Origin of the sequence: Gordonia jinghuaiqii (assembly GCF_014041935.1) — a bacterium.
In the GTDB taxonomy this organism is placed as follows: Bacteria; Actinomycetota; Actinomycetes; order Mycobacteriales; family Mycobacteriaceae; genus Gordonia; species Gordonia jinghuaiqii.
The window spans coordinates 5090215-5106110 of sequence record NZ_CP059491.1; the positions used below are offsets into that span (position 1 = coordinate 5090215).

The 15896-nt window shown below is 66.9% G+C and carries 16 protein-coding genes; 3 read left to right on the forward strand and 13 right to left on the reverse strand.

What is annotated here, in order from left to right:
* Positions 1–305: 305 nt before the first annotated feature.
* Positions 306–827: a hypothetical protein gene (locus H1R19_RS22680; RefSeq protein WP_219850232.1), complete on the forward strand. Its 522-nt coding sequence runs from the start codon at positions 306–308 to the stop codon at positions 825–827.
* Between the two features lie 107 nt (positions 828–934).
* Entirely contained in the window at positions 935–1594 is a 660-nt protein-coding gene (locus H1R19_RS22685; protein ID WP_244971022.1) for an EthD domain-containing protein, read from the forward strand.
* A 111-nt stretch (positions 1595–1705) separates the two neighbouring features.
* Here H1R19_RS22685 and H1R19_RS22690 read toward each other — a convergent pair whose 3' ends face one another.
* The 13 genes from H1R19_RS22690 to H1R19_RS22750 all read right to left on the reverse strand — a co-directional run bounded on the left by H1R19_RS22690 (position 1706) and on the right by H1R19_RS22750 (position 15292).
* On the reverse strand, positions 1706–2398 hold the full coding sequence (locus H1R19_RS22690) for a helix-turn-helix domain-containing protein (protein WP_188330540.1): 693 nt from the start codon (positions 2396–2398) through the stop codon (positions 1706–1708).
* Between the two features lie 57 nt (positions 2399–2455).
* The gene (locus H1R19_RS22695) at positions 2456–3646 is read right to left on the reverse strand and encodes an NAD(P)/FAD-dependent oxidoreductase (protein ID WP_219850233.1); all 1191 of its coding nucleotides are present in this window, start codon (positions 3644–3646) and stop codon (positions 2456–2458) included.
* Entirely contained in the window at positions 3643–4974 is a 1332-nt protein-coding gene (locus tag H1R19_RS22700) for an FMN-binding glutamate synthase family protein (protein WP_188330542.1), read from the reverse strand. The genes H1R19_RS22695 and H1R19_RS22700 overlap by 4 nt, the downstream gene beginning before the upstream one ends.
* Before the next feature lie 105 nt (positions 4975–5079).
* Entirely contained in the window at positions 5080–5835 is a 756-nt protein-coding gene (locus tag H1R19_RS22705; protein ID WP_188330543.1) for a GltB/FmdC/FwdC-like GXGXG domain-containing protein, read from the reverse strand.
* The gene (locus tag H1R19_RS22710) at positions 5823–6719 is read right to left on the reverse strand and encodes a class II glutamine amidotransferase domain-containing protein (RefSeq protein ID WP_188330544.1); all 897 of its coding nucleotides are present in this window, start codon (positions 6717–6719) and stop codon (positions 5823–5825) included. Before H1R19_RS22710 ends, H1R19_RS22705 begins: the two co-directional genes overlap by 13 nt.
* A gap of 57 nt (positions 6720–6776) precedes the next feature.
* Positions 6777–8138: a type III glutamate--ammonia ligase gene (gene glnT, locus H1R19_RS22715; RefSeq protein ID WP_188330545.1), complete on the reverse strand. Its 1362-nt coding sequence runs from the start codon at positions 8136–8138 to the stop codon at positions 6777–6779.
* Positions 8139–8381: 243 nt separating this feature from the next.
* Positions 8382–9749 (reverse strand): ammonium transporter, encoded by a 1368-nt coding sequence (locus H1R19_RS22720; protein ID WP_188330546.1) that lies wholly within the window; start codon positions 9747–9749, stop codon positions 8382–8384.
* 61 nt (positions 9750–9810) lie between these two features.
* A complete protein-coding gene (locus H1R19_RS22725; protein ID WP_188330547.1) occupies positions 9811–10812 on the reverse strand; it encodes a heme-dependent oxidative N-demethylase family protein in 1002 nt (333 codons plus the stop codon).
* The gene (locus tag H1R19_RS22730) at positions 10809–11810 is read right to left on the reverse strand and encodes a PDR/VanB family oxidoreductase (RefSeq protein WP_188330548.1); all 1002 of its coding nucleotides are present in this window, start codon (positions 11808–11810) and stop codon (positions 10809–10811) included. The genes H1R19_RS22725 and H1R19_RS22730 overlap by 4 nt, the downstream gene beginning before the upstream one ends.
* A complete protein-coding gene (locus tag H1R19_RS22735) occupies positions 11807–13339 on the reverse strand; it encodes a heme-dependent oxidative N-demethylase family protein (RefSeq protein WP_219850234.1) in 1533 nt (510 codons plus the stop codon). Before H1R19_RS22735 ends, H1R19_RS22730 begins: the two co-directional genes overlap by 4 nt.
* Entirely contained in the window at positions 13336–14340 is a 1005-nt protein-coding gene (locus H1R19_RS22740; RefSeq protein WP_219850235.1) for a PDR/VanB family oxidoreductase, read from the reverse strand. The genes H1R19_RS22735 and H1R19_RS22740 overlap by 4 nt, the downstream gene beginning before the upstream one ends.
* The gene (locus H1R19_RS22745) at positions 14337–14903 is read right to left on the reverse strand and encodes a dimethylamine monooxygenase subunit DmmA family protein (RefSeq protein ID WP_219850236.1); all 567 of its coding nucleotides are present in this window, start codon (positions 14901–14903) and stop codon (positions 14337–14339) included. The genes H1R19_RS22740 and H1R19_RS22745 overlap by 4 nt, the downstream gene beginning before the upstream one ends.
* Before the next feature lie 5 nt (positions 14904–14908).
* A complete protein-coding gene (locus H1R19_RS22750; RefSeq protein ID WP_188330552.1) occupies positions 14909–15292 on the reverse strand; it encodes a cupin domain-containing protein in 384 nt (127 codons plus the stop codon).
* Positions 15293–15553: 261 nt separating this feature from the next.
* On the opposite strand from H1R19_RS22750, the gene H1R19_RS22755 reads away from it, so the two are divergent.
* Complete coding sequence (locus H1R19_RS22755) at positions 15554–15892, forward strand: hypothetical protein (RefSeq protein WP_219850237.1); 339 nt, start codon at positions 15554–15556, stop codon at positions 15890–15892.
* Positions 15893–15896 lie beyond the last annotated feature (4 nt).

A 15896-nucleotide genomic window follows, 5' to 3' on the forward strand; every position in this document is an offset into this window, starting at 1 on the left:
TCGAGCCGCTGAAGGACCACAAGCGGGCACACGTCTTCACGCTCGAGGGTCCGAATCCTGCTGCAACGGTAGATCTGCCACTCGATGCCGAGATTCGGGGCAGCAGCTCCTTCGGGGTTCCGCTGCTGGTCCGCGGCGCCACCGGAGCACCGACCACCAGAGTTCTGCGCTCCACCGATCTCTCGACCAGCTGGACTCATCCTGGCGAGCCGAGCTATGCGTCGGCACCCGATGCGTTGGCGATATTCCACCCGAAAGACGCCAGTCTCGTCGACGTCGTCGATGCGCGGTCTGGCACCACAATCATGACCGCACCCATTGTCCAGCAGCTGGATTCGCGGAAGCTCCTCGCTTTCACCGATGGTTTCCGGGTCGGGGAGCGCGTCGTGCGCACCCCTGATGGCAAGGCCCTTCCCGAGGATGCGGACACCTCATTCACCGGACCCTTCTACCAGCTCTCGCGGGACTATTTCCTGGTCAGAAGTTCGAACCTGCTCCAGGTTTTCGACATGAACACCGGGAAACCTGTGATCGACCGGCGCGGTGAGGATGTGGAGAGCCTCGATCTGCGGGGCGTGAAACTCTTCGACGACAGGCTCTTTCTGCATTCCACCTCATCGGCTGGTGTCGATACCAAGACGATCATCGGTTTGCCCTCGCAGAACGAATTGGCGACCAGCTGGTCTGCAATCCCGTACGCCGACCTCGAGGGATGGACATTGACCAGTAGCAACTGCATGTCCGCAGAGCTGGTGATCGAGCATTGCGACGACATGCAACTCGTGAAAGACGTCGACGGGCGGTACCCACCCTTCTCGGAGCAGTAGGCCATCGGCGGGCTGCGATCGCGGGTGCGATTTCGTCGGACCCCACGCCGGCGGATGAGGCGACGGGTACCGTTCGCGACGTGACTCTCTCGAAGGTCGTCGTCGCCATCAGGAGCGACGAACTCACGCGCGCGACAGCCGAAGTCCTCGTCGAGCGGTGCGCGGCGGCCGGCGCCGCACGCCTGCAGATCAACATCGGCGACGACGCGGTGTCGGGGGCGATGCGCATCGACGAACTCGCCCCGCCGATCGCGGCGGTGGTGACGTTCTGGGCCGAGCACATCGAGCCGGTGCTCGATGCGGTCGGCGACTGCATCCGCGGGACCGTCGCCGCGTGGGAGGTCACCGACCGCACTCCCCTCGACCCGCCGCTACCGGCCGACGGATCCCGCATCGACGCATTGGCCAACGTCGCCTTCCTCCGCCGACCGGCAGACCTAGACCGCGACGAATGGCTCGATCGTTGGCTCGGGCATCACACACAGGTCGCCATCGACACACAGGCGACCTTCGGGTACGTGCAGAACATCGTCGAGCGCGCACTCACCGAGGACACCCCTCAGATCGACGCCATCGTCGAGGAACTGTTTCCGTCCGCGGCCGTCACCGACATCCACGCCTTCTACGGCAGCGGCGGTGACCAGGCCGAACTCGAACGTCGAATGACACTGATGCTCAACAGCGTTGCGCGCTTCGGAGCAGACCGGAATCTCGACGTGGTGCCGACGTCGCGGTACGACTTCGATCTTCGTGGTGAGGGGGAGTGACCTCGATCGCGCTCCTCGGGTAGCCCCTCGGAGCTACTCGGCCAACAGGGGGCCACTCTTCGAGCCGCTCGGACAACAGGGAGGCCACCCTCCGAACCACTCGACCGGCAGTCAGATGGCCGAGTCGGGGAAGGCGATCACCGAGAGGAAACGCACCGGCAGTTCGACGAGCTCGACGGGTCCGTGTGCACCTTCGCCGTCGAGCTGCAGCGAGTCGCCCGGATGCATCCGGTACACCGACCGGCTGTGCGCGTAATCCATCACGCCCTCGAGGACGTGGAGGAACTCCGTACCCGCGTGCTGGAACAGCGGCTGCGTCACCGACTTCTCGGTCAGCGTCACGAGCAGGCACTCGAGCCGTTTGTGCTCGCCACGCAGCGATCCGAGCAGCTCGTACTCGTGTCCTTCGCGGGAACCCTCGCGAATGATCTCCGACCCCTCGCCCGCCTTCACGAACACCGCCGACCGCTCCGTCTCGGCGCCCCGGAACAGCGAGGTGACCGACACGTTGAAACCGTTGGCGAGTCGCGCGATGGTGGACAGGCTGCACGAGGTCTGGGCGTTCTCGATCTTGGACAGCATCGCCTTCGAGATACCGACGCGAGAGGCCATGTCGCCCACCGACAATCCCTCTTGCCTCCGCAACCGGCGAACGTTGTGCGCGATCGCCGTCTCGAGTTCGAGCTCCTCGACCGACTGGTCGACGGGGCGTTCCCGCGCGATACCGGACTGGTTGCGGATCAAAGGGTCGTCGGCCACGCTGCCAGCATAGTGAGCCAGGCCGTTTCCTGACAGTTGACACACGTTCTGGCGCCCTCTCGTCTGCCGGCCGGGGCCAGGCCGCCCTGGGACCTCGGGGGATCAGCGCATCTCGCCCGCGCCCACGTACGGGAACCGGGTCTTCAGCAGGTCACCGTCGGCGAACCGTGCGAAGCGAAAGTCCGACTCGGGGATGCGCGGATCGGCACTGCGGCCGTCGACGACCAGGTCGGCGATCAACCGGCCGACGGCCGGTGAGATCTTGAACCCGTGGCCGCTGAACCCGGCTGCCAGGACGAGACCGTCCAACGGCCCGCGCGAGATGATGGGATTCCAGTCCGGGGTCACGTCGTAGCAGCCGGCGTAGCTGGTGGTGATCGCCGGAGCGGTGAACCCGGGGAATCGGGTACCGACCTTGTCGACGGTGAGATCGATGAAGGCGGAATCGGCGCGGTTGCTGTAGTCGTCGGGGTCGGCGATGTCGAGGGCCGCGAGGTCGCTGTTGCCGAACAGGATTTCGCCACGGACATCTGGGCGGACATACTGCAGCGACACCAGGTCGGAGAAGACCGGCACCTCACCGAGATCGTCACCGGGGTTGATCATCACGATCTGTTCGCGATGCACCTCGATCGGGACGTCGATGCCGTAGGGCGCGAGGAACGGCTTGGACCACACACCGGTCGCGACGACGACGGTGTCCGCGGAGATCGTCGATCCGTCGGCGAGGTGGACACCGGTGACGCGGTCGGCGTCGACGATGAGTCCGATGACGTTGGTACCCTGTCGGATTCGGATGCCGGTTGCCCGTGCCGATGCCGCGAAGGCCTGTGCGGTCTGGTAGGCGTCGCCGTACCCGCCGCGCTCTTCCCAGCCGAAGGCGGCGAAGGGCTCGAGGTCGGCGGTCGGCCACATCTTGGCCACCTCGGCGGCGTCGATCTCCTCGTTCTGCACCCCGACCTCACGCTGGGCGGCGAGGCTCTTGCGCATGTTCTCGACATTCGCCTCCCCCACCCCGACGACGTATCCCGTCTGCCGGAAACCGATGTCGGTGCCGAAGATCTCCGCGGCCTTCTCGAACACCTCGAGTCCGACTGCGGCCATCGCGGCCAGAGAACTGACCCCGTAATGGCAACGGACGATGCCTGAGGACTTGCCGGTCATACCGCCGCCGACGGTGTCCCGTTCGCAGACGACCACATCGGTGACGCCGCGCTGCCCGAGCGCCCACGCCGCGGCCGCACCTTCGAGGCCGCCGCCGACGATGACGACCGACGCTGTGGTGTCGCTCACAGCCCCGTCCCCGGAATCCAGCTGGTGCCGGCGAGCGGGACGCGGGCCATGGCCGACGCCTCGATCGAGATGGCCACCAGGTCTTCGGGTTCCAGATGTTGCAGATGCGCCTTGCCGCAGGCACGGGCGATGGTCTGTGCCTCCATGGTCATCACCCGCAGGAAGTTCGCGAGACGCTTGCCCCCGAGGACCGGGTCGAATCGCGCCGACAGCTCAGGGTCCTGCGTACTGATGCCCGCGGGGTCGCGTCCGTCCTGGAAGTCGTCGTAGTACCCGGCGGCCGAGCCGAGCGCCTCGTACTCCTCGGCGTAACGGGGATCGTTGTCGCCCAGCGCGATCAGCGCGGCGGTACCGATCGCGACCGCGTCGGCGCCGAGTGCCATCGCCTTCGCGACGTCGGCACCGTTACGGATGCCGCCCGAGACGATCAGCTGTACTTCTCGATGAACGCCGAGTTCCTGCAGTGCCTGCACCGCCTGCGGTATCGCGGCGAGGGTCGGGATTCCCACGTGCTCGATGAACACGTCCTGGGTGGCGGCGGTGCCGCCCTGCATCCCGTCGACCACCACGACGTCGGCACCGGAGTGCACCGCGAGCTTCACGTCGTAGTAGGTCCGGGTGGCTCCGACCTTGACGTAGATCGGCTTCTCCCAGTCGGTGATCTCGCGCAGCTCGTTGATCTTGATGGCGAGGTCATCGGGACCGGTCCAGTCGGGGTGACGGCACGCGCTTCGCTGGTCGATGCCCTGGGGCAGGGTGCGCATCCCGGCGACCCGTTCGGAGATCTTCTGTCCCAGCAACATCCCGCCGCCGCCGGGCTTGGCGCCCTGCCCCAGGACGATCTCGATCGCGTCGGCCTTGCGCAGATCGTCGGGGTTCATCCCGTACCGCGACGGCAGGTACTGGTAGACGAGGTGTTTGGACTGACCGCGCTCCTCGGGGGTCATGCCGCCGTCACCGGTGGTGGTCGACGTGCCGACCTCCGATGCGCCGCGTCCCAGCGCCTCCTTGGCCGCGGCCGACAACGCACCGAAGCTCATCCCGGCGATCGTGACCGGAGTCGACAGATGCAGCGGGAACTTCGCATTGCGGCTACCCAGCACGACGTCGGTGTCGCAGCGTTCGCGATATCCCTCGAGGGGGTAGCGCGACATCGACGCACCGAGGAAGAGCAGATCGTCGAAGTGCGGGAGCTTGCGTTTGGCGCCCCACCCGCGGATGTCGTAGATCCCGGTCTCGGCCGCGCGCTGGATGGCGGCGATGGTGGTGCGGTCGAAGGTGGCGGATTCACGGAGTCCGCGCTGCTCGACGCTGAGGTTCTCGGTCATGGTGATGTCTCCGGGGTGCGTGGCCGAGGAACGGGTTCCTCGGGCGGTGAATTCGCGAGAGTTGTTGCGCCCAGGTCAATAGGCGCCAGATCAATAGGCGCCAGATCAATAGGCGGCAGTGTTGTCGACCTTGAAGTGGTACAGCTCGCGGGCCGATCCGTAACGGGTGTAGGTGCGCGGGTCGTCGTCACCGAAGCCGGCAGCCTTCAGCAGCCCGGTGAGTTCCTCGATGTGTTCCTCTCGCATCGGCTTGGCGATGCAGTCGGCGCCGAGTGACGCGACCTCGCCGCGGACGTAGATGCGGGTCTCGTAGATGGAGTCACCGAGGCCGTCGCCGGCGTTGCCGCGGACCACCAGGCGTCCGGCCTGCGCCATGAAAGCGCTGTTGTGGCCGACGTTTCCGCCGACGACGATGTCGACACCCTTCATCGAGATGCCGCACCGCGCTGCCGCGTCGCCCTCGACCACCAGGAGGCCCCCGTGCGCGGTGGCGCCTGCAGACTGGGAGGCGTTGCCCCGCACGATGACGCTGCCGCTCATCATGTTCTCGGCGACCCCGGTGCCGGCGTTGCCGTCGATCGTCACCTCGGCCTGCTGGTTCATCCCGGCCGCGTAGTAGCCGACGTGACCGTTGATCGTGATCTTCACCGGAACATTCACACCGGCGGCGATGCTGTGGGCGCCTGCCGGATTGTCGATGATGATCTCACCCGAGATGTCACCGTGCAGCGCCGAATTGATCTCGCGCAATGATGTGGTCGCCAGATCGAAGTGGTGATTGGGGCTCATCGTCTCAGCTCTCGCACTGTCTGTCGGGATGGGGATGGTCGTGGTGACGGGGTCGACGCTCAGCGTGTCCATGCGTAGACCACCTCCGGCTCGGGCTCCCAGATGCGGGCGTTCTCCACGCCCGGCAGCTTGACGAGGGCGCGGTACTCGCTGGCCATCGCGACCCAGTCGTCGGTCTCGGCGATGACTGCGGGCTTGCAGGCGATGGCGTCGCGGACGACGGCGAAGGAGTCGCGGTTGGACACCAGCAGCGTGTAGAAACCGTCGAAGTTGGCGCACACCTCCTTGAGCGCGGTCTCCACGTCCTTGCCCGCGGCGAGCTGGTGGGCGACGAAACGCGCCCCGACCTCGGTGTCGTTCTCGCTGTCGAATTCGATTCCCTCGGCGCGCAATTGGCGTCGAATGGTCGCATGGTTGGCGAACGACCCGTTGTGCACGAGGCACTGCTCGGGGCCGACGGCGAACGGGTGGGCACCGGAGGAGGTGACCGCAGACTCGGTGGCCATGCGGGTGTGGCCGACACCCTGCCAGCCCGAAGCGGACGCCAGGCCCCAGGATTCGGTGAGTTCACGGGGCGCGCCGACACCCTTCAAGACGGTGAGGTCGGAGCCGAACCCGGCGACCAGCGCGTCGGGATAGGCGGCACGTGCGGCGGCGAGCAGCTCCTCGGCGCCCACCGGCGCCGACGCCACCAGCGTGACGTCGATCGATTGCGCGGCAACGGGAACCCCGAGCGCCGCACTGAGCGTGGTCGAGACCTCCTCGGGGAGCACGTCGAGTTCCAGCAGTGAGATGCAGCCGTGGCCGGGTGGGGCCCAGGCAGCGTTTCCGTAGACGGCGATGCCGGCCGAATCGGCACCGCGGTCCTGCATCTCGCCGAGCATTTCCGCGAGCATCTGCCCGAGACGGGGATGGAGATCCGGATTGCGCAGGTGCAACCCGACGATTCCGCACATGATCAGTCCTTTACGTCGAGGTGGGTAGGGTCGTTGCGAAGTCGGGGAGTCGTGGCGTCAGAAGGCGGTGAGGTACTTGTCGACCTCCCACGGCGAGACCGCCGCGTGCCAGTCGAAGAATTCCTCGCGTTTGAGACCGGCGAAGTAGGTGGACACCTTCTGCTGATCGGCCGGCCAGTCCTCGGGTATGGCGGCGTCGAGCGATCCGGAGACCACTGCGTCACCCTCGAGCGCCTCGACGGCGTGCAGCAGGGTCAGCGGGATCTCGGCGATGTGTCCCGGGCACTTGCCGACCTCACCGGGGTCGAGGCTGCGCTTGATGCCGTCGAGTCCGGCAGCGAGGAGCGCCGCGGCCGCGAGGTAGGGGTTGGCCGAGCCGTCGCCGCCGCGGAGCTCGACGCGCTGCTCGTCCGGCACCCGGATGTAATGGGTTCGGTCGTTGCCGCCGTAGGTGGCCCGCCGCGGCGCCCACGACGCTCCCGACCTGGTGGCGGTGGCGCCGGTTCGCTTGTAGGAGTTGACCGTCGGGGCGATGACGGCCTGGAGCGCGGGTGCGTGCTCCAGGATGCCGCCGATGAATCCGTACGCGGTCTGCGACAGTCCGAGCCCACGCTCGTCGTCGGCGACCTGCGGGAACACCGGCTCCCCGGCCGAGGTGAGCGACAGGTGGAAGTGCAGTCCCGACCCGGTGCGATCGGCGAACGGCTTGGGCATGAAGGTCGCGATCATGCCCTTCTCGGCAGCCAGCGCCGAGAGCAGGTAGCGCAGTGTGACGACGCGGTCGGCGGTGGTCAGGGCATCGGAGTAGGCGAAGTTCTGCTCGAACTGTCCGTTGCCGTCCTCGTGATCGTTGGCGTAGTTGCTCCACCCCAGCTGGTTCATGGCGGTCGACACCGTGGTGAGGTGCTCGTACATGCGGGTGAGACCGCGGACGTCGTAGCAGGGCTGATCGGAGTCGTCGGCCGCGTCGGCGGTGACGAGGGACCCGTCCGGCGCGCGCTTGAGCAGGAAGTACTCGACTTCGGCACCCACCCACGGCTCGAAGCCGGCGTCGGCGGTCTGCGCGATCAGCGCCTTGAGGATGTTGCGCGGGGCGAACGGCCACGGCTTGCCCTCCACATGTGGATCACACTGGACGACCGCGAGACCCTCCTTGATGAACGGGATGGGCAGGAAAGAGCTGACGTCAGGGATCGCGATGAGGTCCGGGTCCTTGGGCTCCTGCCCGATCGCTCCGACCGCGTACCCGGCGAAACCCACTCCGTCGGTGGCGAGTTCGTCGACTGCCTCGACCGGCACCAGCTTCGCGCAAGGTTTGCCACGAAGGTCGACGAACATCGCGAGGATGAACCTGGTGCCGTGCTCGGCACACAGTTCGGCGAGGGCGCTGGGGTCGGCGGGCGCTGTGGTGGTGGTCATGGTGTGCTCCGGGGGTCGACTTTAGGTGTTCGCGATCGATATGTCCACTCGGGTGAATCGTTGTCTACTATTAGTAGACCGGGTGGATGTTGCGGGTCTGTTTCGTCTTCGTGAGCGATGAGTGTCGTTTCAGCCGAGAGGATTTCGGCCGAGAAACACATGGTTCGGGGGCCCGCCGCCGAAACGGTGGGCCCCCGAAGGATCGTGCACTGAGGTCAGGCCTGAGCAGTCACGGCTGAGCGATCAGACCTGCGCAGACGCCGCCGGCGGCGTCGACGCGGGCATGGCCTCCTCCACCTTGTCCGCCGCTCGTGCCGGGGCCATCGTCGCGAGACCGCCGGCGTGTCCGACGCCCGCACTGGGGATCTCGTAGGCGGTCTCGGCGTGCAGGCCGGCGTCGAGGCCGGTCATCTCCGTCTCCTCGTCGACGCGCAGGCCGATGAGCTTGTCGAGTCCCTTCGCGATGAGCCAGGTCATGACGAACGAGTAGGTGCAGGTGATGACGATGCCGGTGAGCTCACGCCAGACGATGTCGACCGGGCCGCCGAACAGGACGCCCTGGACACCGGCCGGGGCGGCCTCGGCGGCGAACAGGACGATGCAGATGGTGCCGACGATGCCGCCGATGCCGTGCACGGCGAAGGCGTCGAGGGTTTCGTCGATCTTGAGCCTGCTCTTGAAGCTCAGCAGGAACGCGACCACCGCGGCGGCGAAGATACCGACGAGCAGCGCGCCGAGCGGCGCCATGCTGCTGGCCGCGGGGGTGATCCCGACGAGTCCGGCGACCGTGCCGGTGATCATGCCCAGCGAGGTCACGTGGCCCTCACGCCACCTCTCGATGGCGGCGAATCCGATCATGCCCGCCGAACCCGCGAGCAGCGTGTTGAGAATGACCGCCTGCGCCAGGAAGTTCGCGCCCAGTGCACAGCTGCCGTTGAACCCGAACCAGCCGAAGAACAGGATGCCGCCGCCCATGATGGTCATCGGCACGTTGTGGGGTCGTTCCATCCGGCGCTTGCGCGCACCGAGGACCACCGCGAGAGCCAGTGCCGCGACACCGGCGTTCATGTGGACCGCGGTTCCGCCGGCATAGTCGACGATCTCGATGTCGTTGAGCAGGAACCCGCCGCTGTAGTTGTCGTCGACGTCGGCGGCGAACACCCAGTGCGCGACCGGGAAATACACCACGAGCAGCCAGATCGGCGCGAAGACGAGCCACGACGAGAACTTCATGCGGCCGGCGGCGCCGCTGGCCACGATCGCGATGGTGATGGCTGCGAACAGGATGAACCACGCGGCGTAGTAGAGGGTTTGGGTGGATCCGGTCGCGTCGTCGGTCAGCCAGTTGGTGAGTCCGATGTAGTCGGTCGGGTTGCCGATGAGGCCCCACCCGCCCACCGACGGACCCGACACCAGCCCGTGGCCGACGACGACGTAGAGCACCGCCGTGATGGCGAGGGTGGACATGACCATCGTCATGATGTTGAGGACGTTCTTCGCCCCGACCATGCCGCCGTAGAAGAAGGCGAGGCCGGGGAACATCAGCAGGACGAAGACAAAGGCGGCCAGCATCCATGCCAGGTCGGCGTTTGCCGCGAGTATCGGTTCCATGAGCGATCTTTCGGTTCCGGGACTGAGGAGTCGGGTTACTGGTACCAGCAGCTCACGGGCATCATTGACCGCGTAGATATGCGACGACGCTGTCGCGGTAGTCGAGAAATCCCTTGTAGGCGGCGATGTCCTCGCCGAGTGTCTCGATGACGGTCGCCAACTGAGCCGCCCACTCGGGTATGCGCTTCACGTCCTCGAGCGAGGCCATGAATGTCCGGATATTGAACGTCACCGCACCCGACATCGGCAACCGGACGAAGTGTTCGAGCTCGATTCGCAGGCGCGCCCTGCCGAAATCGCCGTCGGCGATCATGGCGGGGACGTCGGCCGCCCAGGTGGGAAGCTCTTCGAGACTGACATCGAGTTTGTGGGAGTCCGACGCCGACAACGTCCAGTTCACCCTGCGGTAGACCTGATCCGCCGGTAGCCTGCGCAGGAACTGTTCGGCGCGGGCGACGATGCCCTCGCGGAGCATGCGCGGAACCGGTGCGTGGATCTCGTACATGTCCATGCCGACGTCGAAGGACACCGACCAGGCCGCGGCGAAGGTGACCACGCCGGCGTCGAAGTACAGGTGCCCGTCCCGCTCGACGACGAGGAGGAGATCGTCGGGAACCTCGCGCGCGAGGAACTCCATCGGACCGCATCCCAGCGTGTCGGGATCGCCCAGCACGAACTGTTGGTCGGTGCCGAGAACATCGTTGCGCCAATGGAACCGGCCGTCGCCGTACTCGACCAGATGCATCTGGTCGGGATAGGCGAGGTCGAGATCACGGAGGTAGTACAGCAGCAGGTCCCAGCAGGCGAGTTCCATCCCGGGGCGGACCCGGACGCGCGACGGGTCGTCGTCGAGGATGCGTCGACGTTCGGCCATGATCTCGGGATACTCGGCTCCGCCGAGATCGACCAGATGCCTGCCCCATTCGCCGCCGCGGGTCGCGCGCGGGATTCGTGCGGGTTCGACGTTGACGCTGTAGGCGAACTCCTCGAGGTCGTCGGGGAACGGCCACGGCAGGTTCGCGAGGTGGTCGACGTCGCGCGCCGGGAACGAATCGATGCTCACAGGTCCACCTCGATGTCCTGACCCCGGGATACGCAGCACAGCATCGCCTCCCCCGCGGCCTTCTCGTCGTCGGTCAGTACGAAGTCACGGTGCTCGATGCTCCCGCGACGCACCGGTATTCGGCATTCGCCGCACACACCCTGCCGGCACAGGTTGGGTACGGCGACACCGTTGTCGAGCAGGCGTTGGAGCAGTGACACGCCGGCGGGGACGTCGATGGTTGCCCCGGTGGAGGTCAGGGTCGCCGTGAACGGGTCGCCGGGCGCCTGATCGGGTGCGGTGAACCGCTCGAGATGCACTCGTGCGGCGGGCCACCCGGCATCGGCGGCCAGCTCGGTGTAGGCCTCCAGCAACGACCCGGGGCCACAGGCGTAGGCGTGGGTTCCGAGCGGCTGCACCCGAAGGCGTTCGGCCAGCAGCTGCGCGGTGGCCTCCGTACCGGACACCTCGTACAGGGTGATCTGCGGCTGCTCGGCCAGCGCGCGGAGATCGTCGGCGTGCGCGCCCTGTCCGGGGCGGTACGAGTAGACGATGTCGGCACGACGCCCGGTGCGGGCGAGCGCCCGTGCGTGCGACAGCACCGGCGTCACACCGATCCCCCCGGCCACGAGCAACGCGCCACGCTGCTCGAGCACCGGCGCGAACATCGATCGCGGCCCCTCCACCTCGACGACGGAACCCTCGGACAGGTTGTCGTGCAACCAGTCCGACCCGCCGCCGGCCCCTCGTCGCAGTACCGAGATGCCGTACGTGAGAGGGAACATCCCATCGTCGGTCAGCGAGTAGGCATTGCGATGCTCACCTGCGGTGAGAATCAGGTGACTGCCCGGTTGATACGCGGTCAGCGCGGCGGGTGGGCCCTCGACGGGGCCGAACCTGAAGTGGGTGATGTCGGCGGTCAGTGCACGCACCGCGACGACCCGCATCGGTCGGGGTGCGGTGGCGTAGGCCGGATGCAGGTGCGCCGGGGGCTGCTCCGGTGTCATGACAGCCGTCATGTGTCACCTCCCGCTGCCGAACCGAGGAAGCCGCCCAGGGTGGCCGAATGGTGCTGGTGGATCTCGAGATCGCGTGCGCATCCCGGGCACGCGACCGTTCCGCCTGCGACGCCCTCGACGCGGAAGACGTCGCGGCAGTGCGCGCAGTACAGCGGCAGGTCGCCGAGGTCGGTGACGTAGGCCGACAGTTCCGCCGGCGCCGCCCCACCCGCGCGGGCGAGCGCCAGGCCCGTCATCACGTCGTACTGTCCACCGGTGATCAGAATTCTGGTACCTGTCACGGCCTCGTCGAGGGCACTGCGCAGCGTCGCGCGATCAGCGTCCTCGGTCAGCGAGTCGAGGACCACCGTCCTGGTGGGGCCGATCATCTCCGCGGCGGAAACCCAGGCACGGGAGACGTGCGCGGTCTCGGCGCCGTCGCCGACCGCGATCACGAGGAACGCGGCCCCACAGGCGTCGACGGCGGGGGGTGTGCTCGGCCATACGGGCATGCCCGGCCCGATGGGTGCGGTGTCCTCCGGGACCGACACGGCGGGCGCGGCGGCCCGCAGCCACTGCGCCGCCCGATCCCGGAACTTGATGATGCCCTTGTAGTCGGCCATGTCGGCAGGCAACTCGGCGAAGACCTCGGCTGCACGACGACGCCACGGTTCGACGGTGGCCAGTTGCTCGAGCGGGAGCAGATACGTCCGGATCAGGAACATCACCGCACCCGAATCCGGTAGACGGATGAGATGTTGGACTTCGACACGCAGATGTACTCGGCGTCCGAATTCGGCGTCGTCGACCTGTTGGATCAGCTCCCGGTCCGGACCCCAGTCGGGGTAGAGCTCGGTCGACACGTCGAGGCGGCGGTCGATGGTCAGGGTCCAGTTGGTGCGGCGGTATGGCTGATGGGGTTGCAGACGTTTGAGGAACTCATGCGCCCGGGTGATCACTCCCTCCTCGCGCACACGCGGCACCGGACCGTGGATCTCGAGGAAGCTCATCCCGACGTCGAAGCCGAAGCTCCAATCGGCGGCGAAGGTGACGACGCCGGCGTCGACGAAGAGCTGGTCGTTGCGCTGATCGAGGAGGGCGACATCCTCCTGGACCTGAGAGGTGATGTAGCGCAGCGGCTCTTCCGGGAGGGTCGAGTCGTCACCGTAGCGGAACCGCTGCTCGATCCCGAGGATCGTGTTGCGCCACGACCACTCGTCGGGACCGGTCGCCCGAAGCTGCATCTGCTCCGGATAGGCGGCACCGAGTTCGCGCATCAGGGTCAGCATCGCGTCCCAGGCCGCGGGTGCCATGTGCGGGAGGACGGCATGACGTGTCGGGTCGGCGGCGAGAATCATCGCACGCCGGTCGAGTTCGGCGCAGTACTCCGAATCGACGTCGACGACTGCGGCGCCCCACTGACCGACCGGAGTGATCACCGGCGTCGAAGCGGGCTCGACGTTGGTGCTGTATCGGTATCGATCCTCGGGGAAGGGAAACGGGAATCCGGCGATGAGATCCGCACTCCCCGTCTCGATTGCGGTGGTCACAGGGGAACCTCCAGGGTGCAGCCTGCCGGGGCGCGCGAGACGCACGGCATGATGGCATCGGCGGCGTCCTTCTCCTCGGCACTGAGAAAGAGGTCGCGGTGGACGGGTGTTCCGGCGGCGAGCGGGAGGCGGCATTCACCGCACACGCCCTGACGGCAGAGATTGGGGATCGGGACCCCCTCGTGCTCCAGCGCCTCGAGCATGCTGGTCCCCGCGGGGACCACTATCGTGCGGCCCGAGTCGGTCAGGTCGACGCGGAACGGTTCACCGCCATCGAGTGCGTCGATCCCGAAGCGTTCGTGATGGATTCGCGAGTTCGGCCACCCCGCATCGGTTGCGGCGTCGACCACCGCGTCGATCATCGACGACGGCCCGCAGACATACAGGTGGGTGCCGATCGGTTGGGAGCGCAGTACCTGGTCGAGCCGTTCGGCAAAGGACACCCGATCGGTGAACAGTTCCGCGCGCGTACCGGCCAGGCCGGTGACATCGGCCAGATGGGCCGCCGATGCCTGACGGAACACGTAGAGCAGCTGGACGTCTCGGCGCCAGCGCACGGCGGCGCGCAGGTGCGACACCATCGGTGTGATCCCGATGCCGCCGGCGACCAGCAGGTGCTTCCGTGCCCGCGCGATGGGCGCGAAGGCGTTTCGCGGCATACCGACGGTCAGTGTGTCACCGACCATCAGGTGCTCGTGCAGCCATCGCGATCCGCCGTTGCCGTTGTCGAGACCGAGAACCGAGATGGAGTACTGCGACGGGTGTGCGCCGTCGCCGGTGAGGCTGTATGCGTTGGTGCGTGTCCCGGCGTGCACCACCAGGTGGCTTCCCGGGACGAACCCGGGGAGCGCCCGGCCCGCGGGATCGGCGAGGGTGATGGATCGGATGTCGCGTGCGACGACGTCGATCGCGGTCACCACCAGCTCCATCGTCGTCGCGGTGCCTGCGCCGCGGGGAGCCGGCGCGGTGCGCGTATCGGGCTGTGCCACTGCGGTGTTCATCGGGAGGCCTCCGCAACGGGTTGGATGTCGACGGATGGGACGGGGTTCTCGGCGTCGACCATGAACCCCAGGAAACGACCCGATCGACGCGAGACGTGGTGATAGACGAGTAGATCGCGCCGGCAGCCGACACAGGCGACCACGTCGTCGACGACGACCTCGGCGCTGGTGACCGTCCGGCAGTGCGCACAGAACACCTCGACGGTGCCCGTACCGAGCGTCGCGGTGGTCACGACCTCGATCTCGTCGTCCTCGAGCCCTGCGCTCAAGGCCACCGCGCGCAGGGCCAGGGCGGCCCCGATGTCGGCGATGATCCAGACACGTATGCCGACAACGGAATCGGCCAACGCGCTGGCCAGCAGGCCGGCGACGGTGCCACGGTCCCCGTGGATCCGGGTGGACGCCCGCGGGGGTAGGTCGGACTCCCAGCGACTCAGTTCGTCCGCGACATCCCCGACACCGACCAGCAGATAGGTGCTGCCCGTCGGCGCGGGGGACGCCGGTTCGACCGGGTCACCAGGTCGTACCCACGACGCCACGCTGGAGTACGCGATCTGGGACATGCGGCTCAGAGGAGAGTCGCGTCGCGCAGCCCCGTGTAGAAGGCGAGCGCGTAGTCGGGGGTGCTGAAGTAGATCTTGGATCCCTTGGGGAAGAAGATCGCATCCTTGGCCTTCGCGACCGTCTTCTGACCGGTCTCCTTGTTCTCCAAGAGGAACTCGCCCTCGAGAACGACCTTCATCTCGTCGTATTCGTACTCGTAGTACAGCGGCTCATCGGTGTGGCGCAGCTCGAAGTACCCGCTGCACATGGGACTTCCGTCGGGGTTCTCGTAGACATCGCCGATGAAACCCTCGGTACCCGGATACTCGGCTTCGGGCATCTTCGGCAGGTTCTCGTATCCGTCGCCGGTCACCCGGAATTCCAACGCCTTGGCACTCTCGATGGTCACAATGCTCCTTCACAAAGGTTCTGCGGGACGTACGCGCGAAAGCGGTACGCGACCACGTCCTGCTCCAGACCACCAGTGACGGTGAATCATGTGAGTGGACGTTGTCCTCTGTTATGAAACAAGCGATATGTTTCCGCAGTGTGACGGCTTTGTAATGGAGTGCTACGCGGGTGAGATGCTCCGGACTACCTGCGAGGTAGTGGCTTTCGCGACGTGCGAAGCCGACTCTGGAATCACGGCCGATCCCGGAGGAGGCGTCCGATGATCAGACACCCGAAACCCACGACAGCGGTGACGAGACCCGCGGCGTTCTCGGGTCCGACCGCGTCGAGCCCGAAGTGGTTGACCGCGGTGATGCGGTGCGACCGGGCGCTGTCGTCGTGGTTCATCGGAGCCGGCTTCTTCTTCGCACCGGTCCTGCTGATCCTCGACCCGTGGCCGTTCGCCGTCGTCATCGCCTGGGCGGCGATCTCGATCTCCGGACTGTGGCTCGGCCTACTCGGGATCCTCATGGCCGCCGGACTCGCGCGCGTGCTGCGCGCCGGCGAGGAGATCCCCGAGGAGTTCTGGTTCGGGCTGCTCGAGTACCGGGCCCGATGACGCC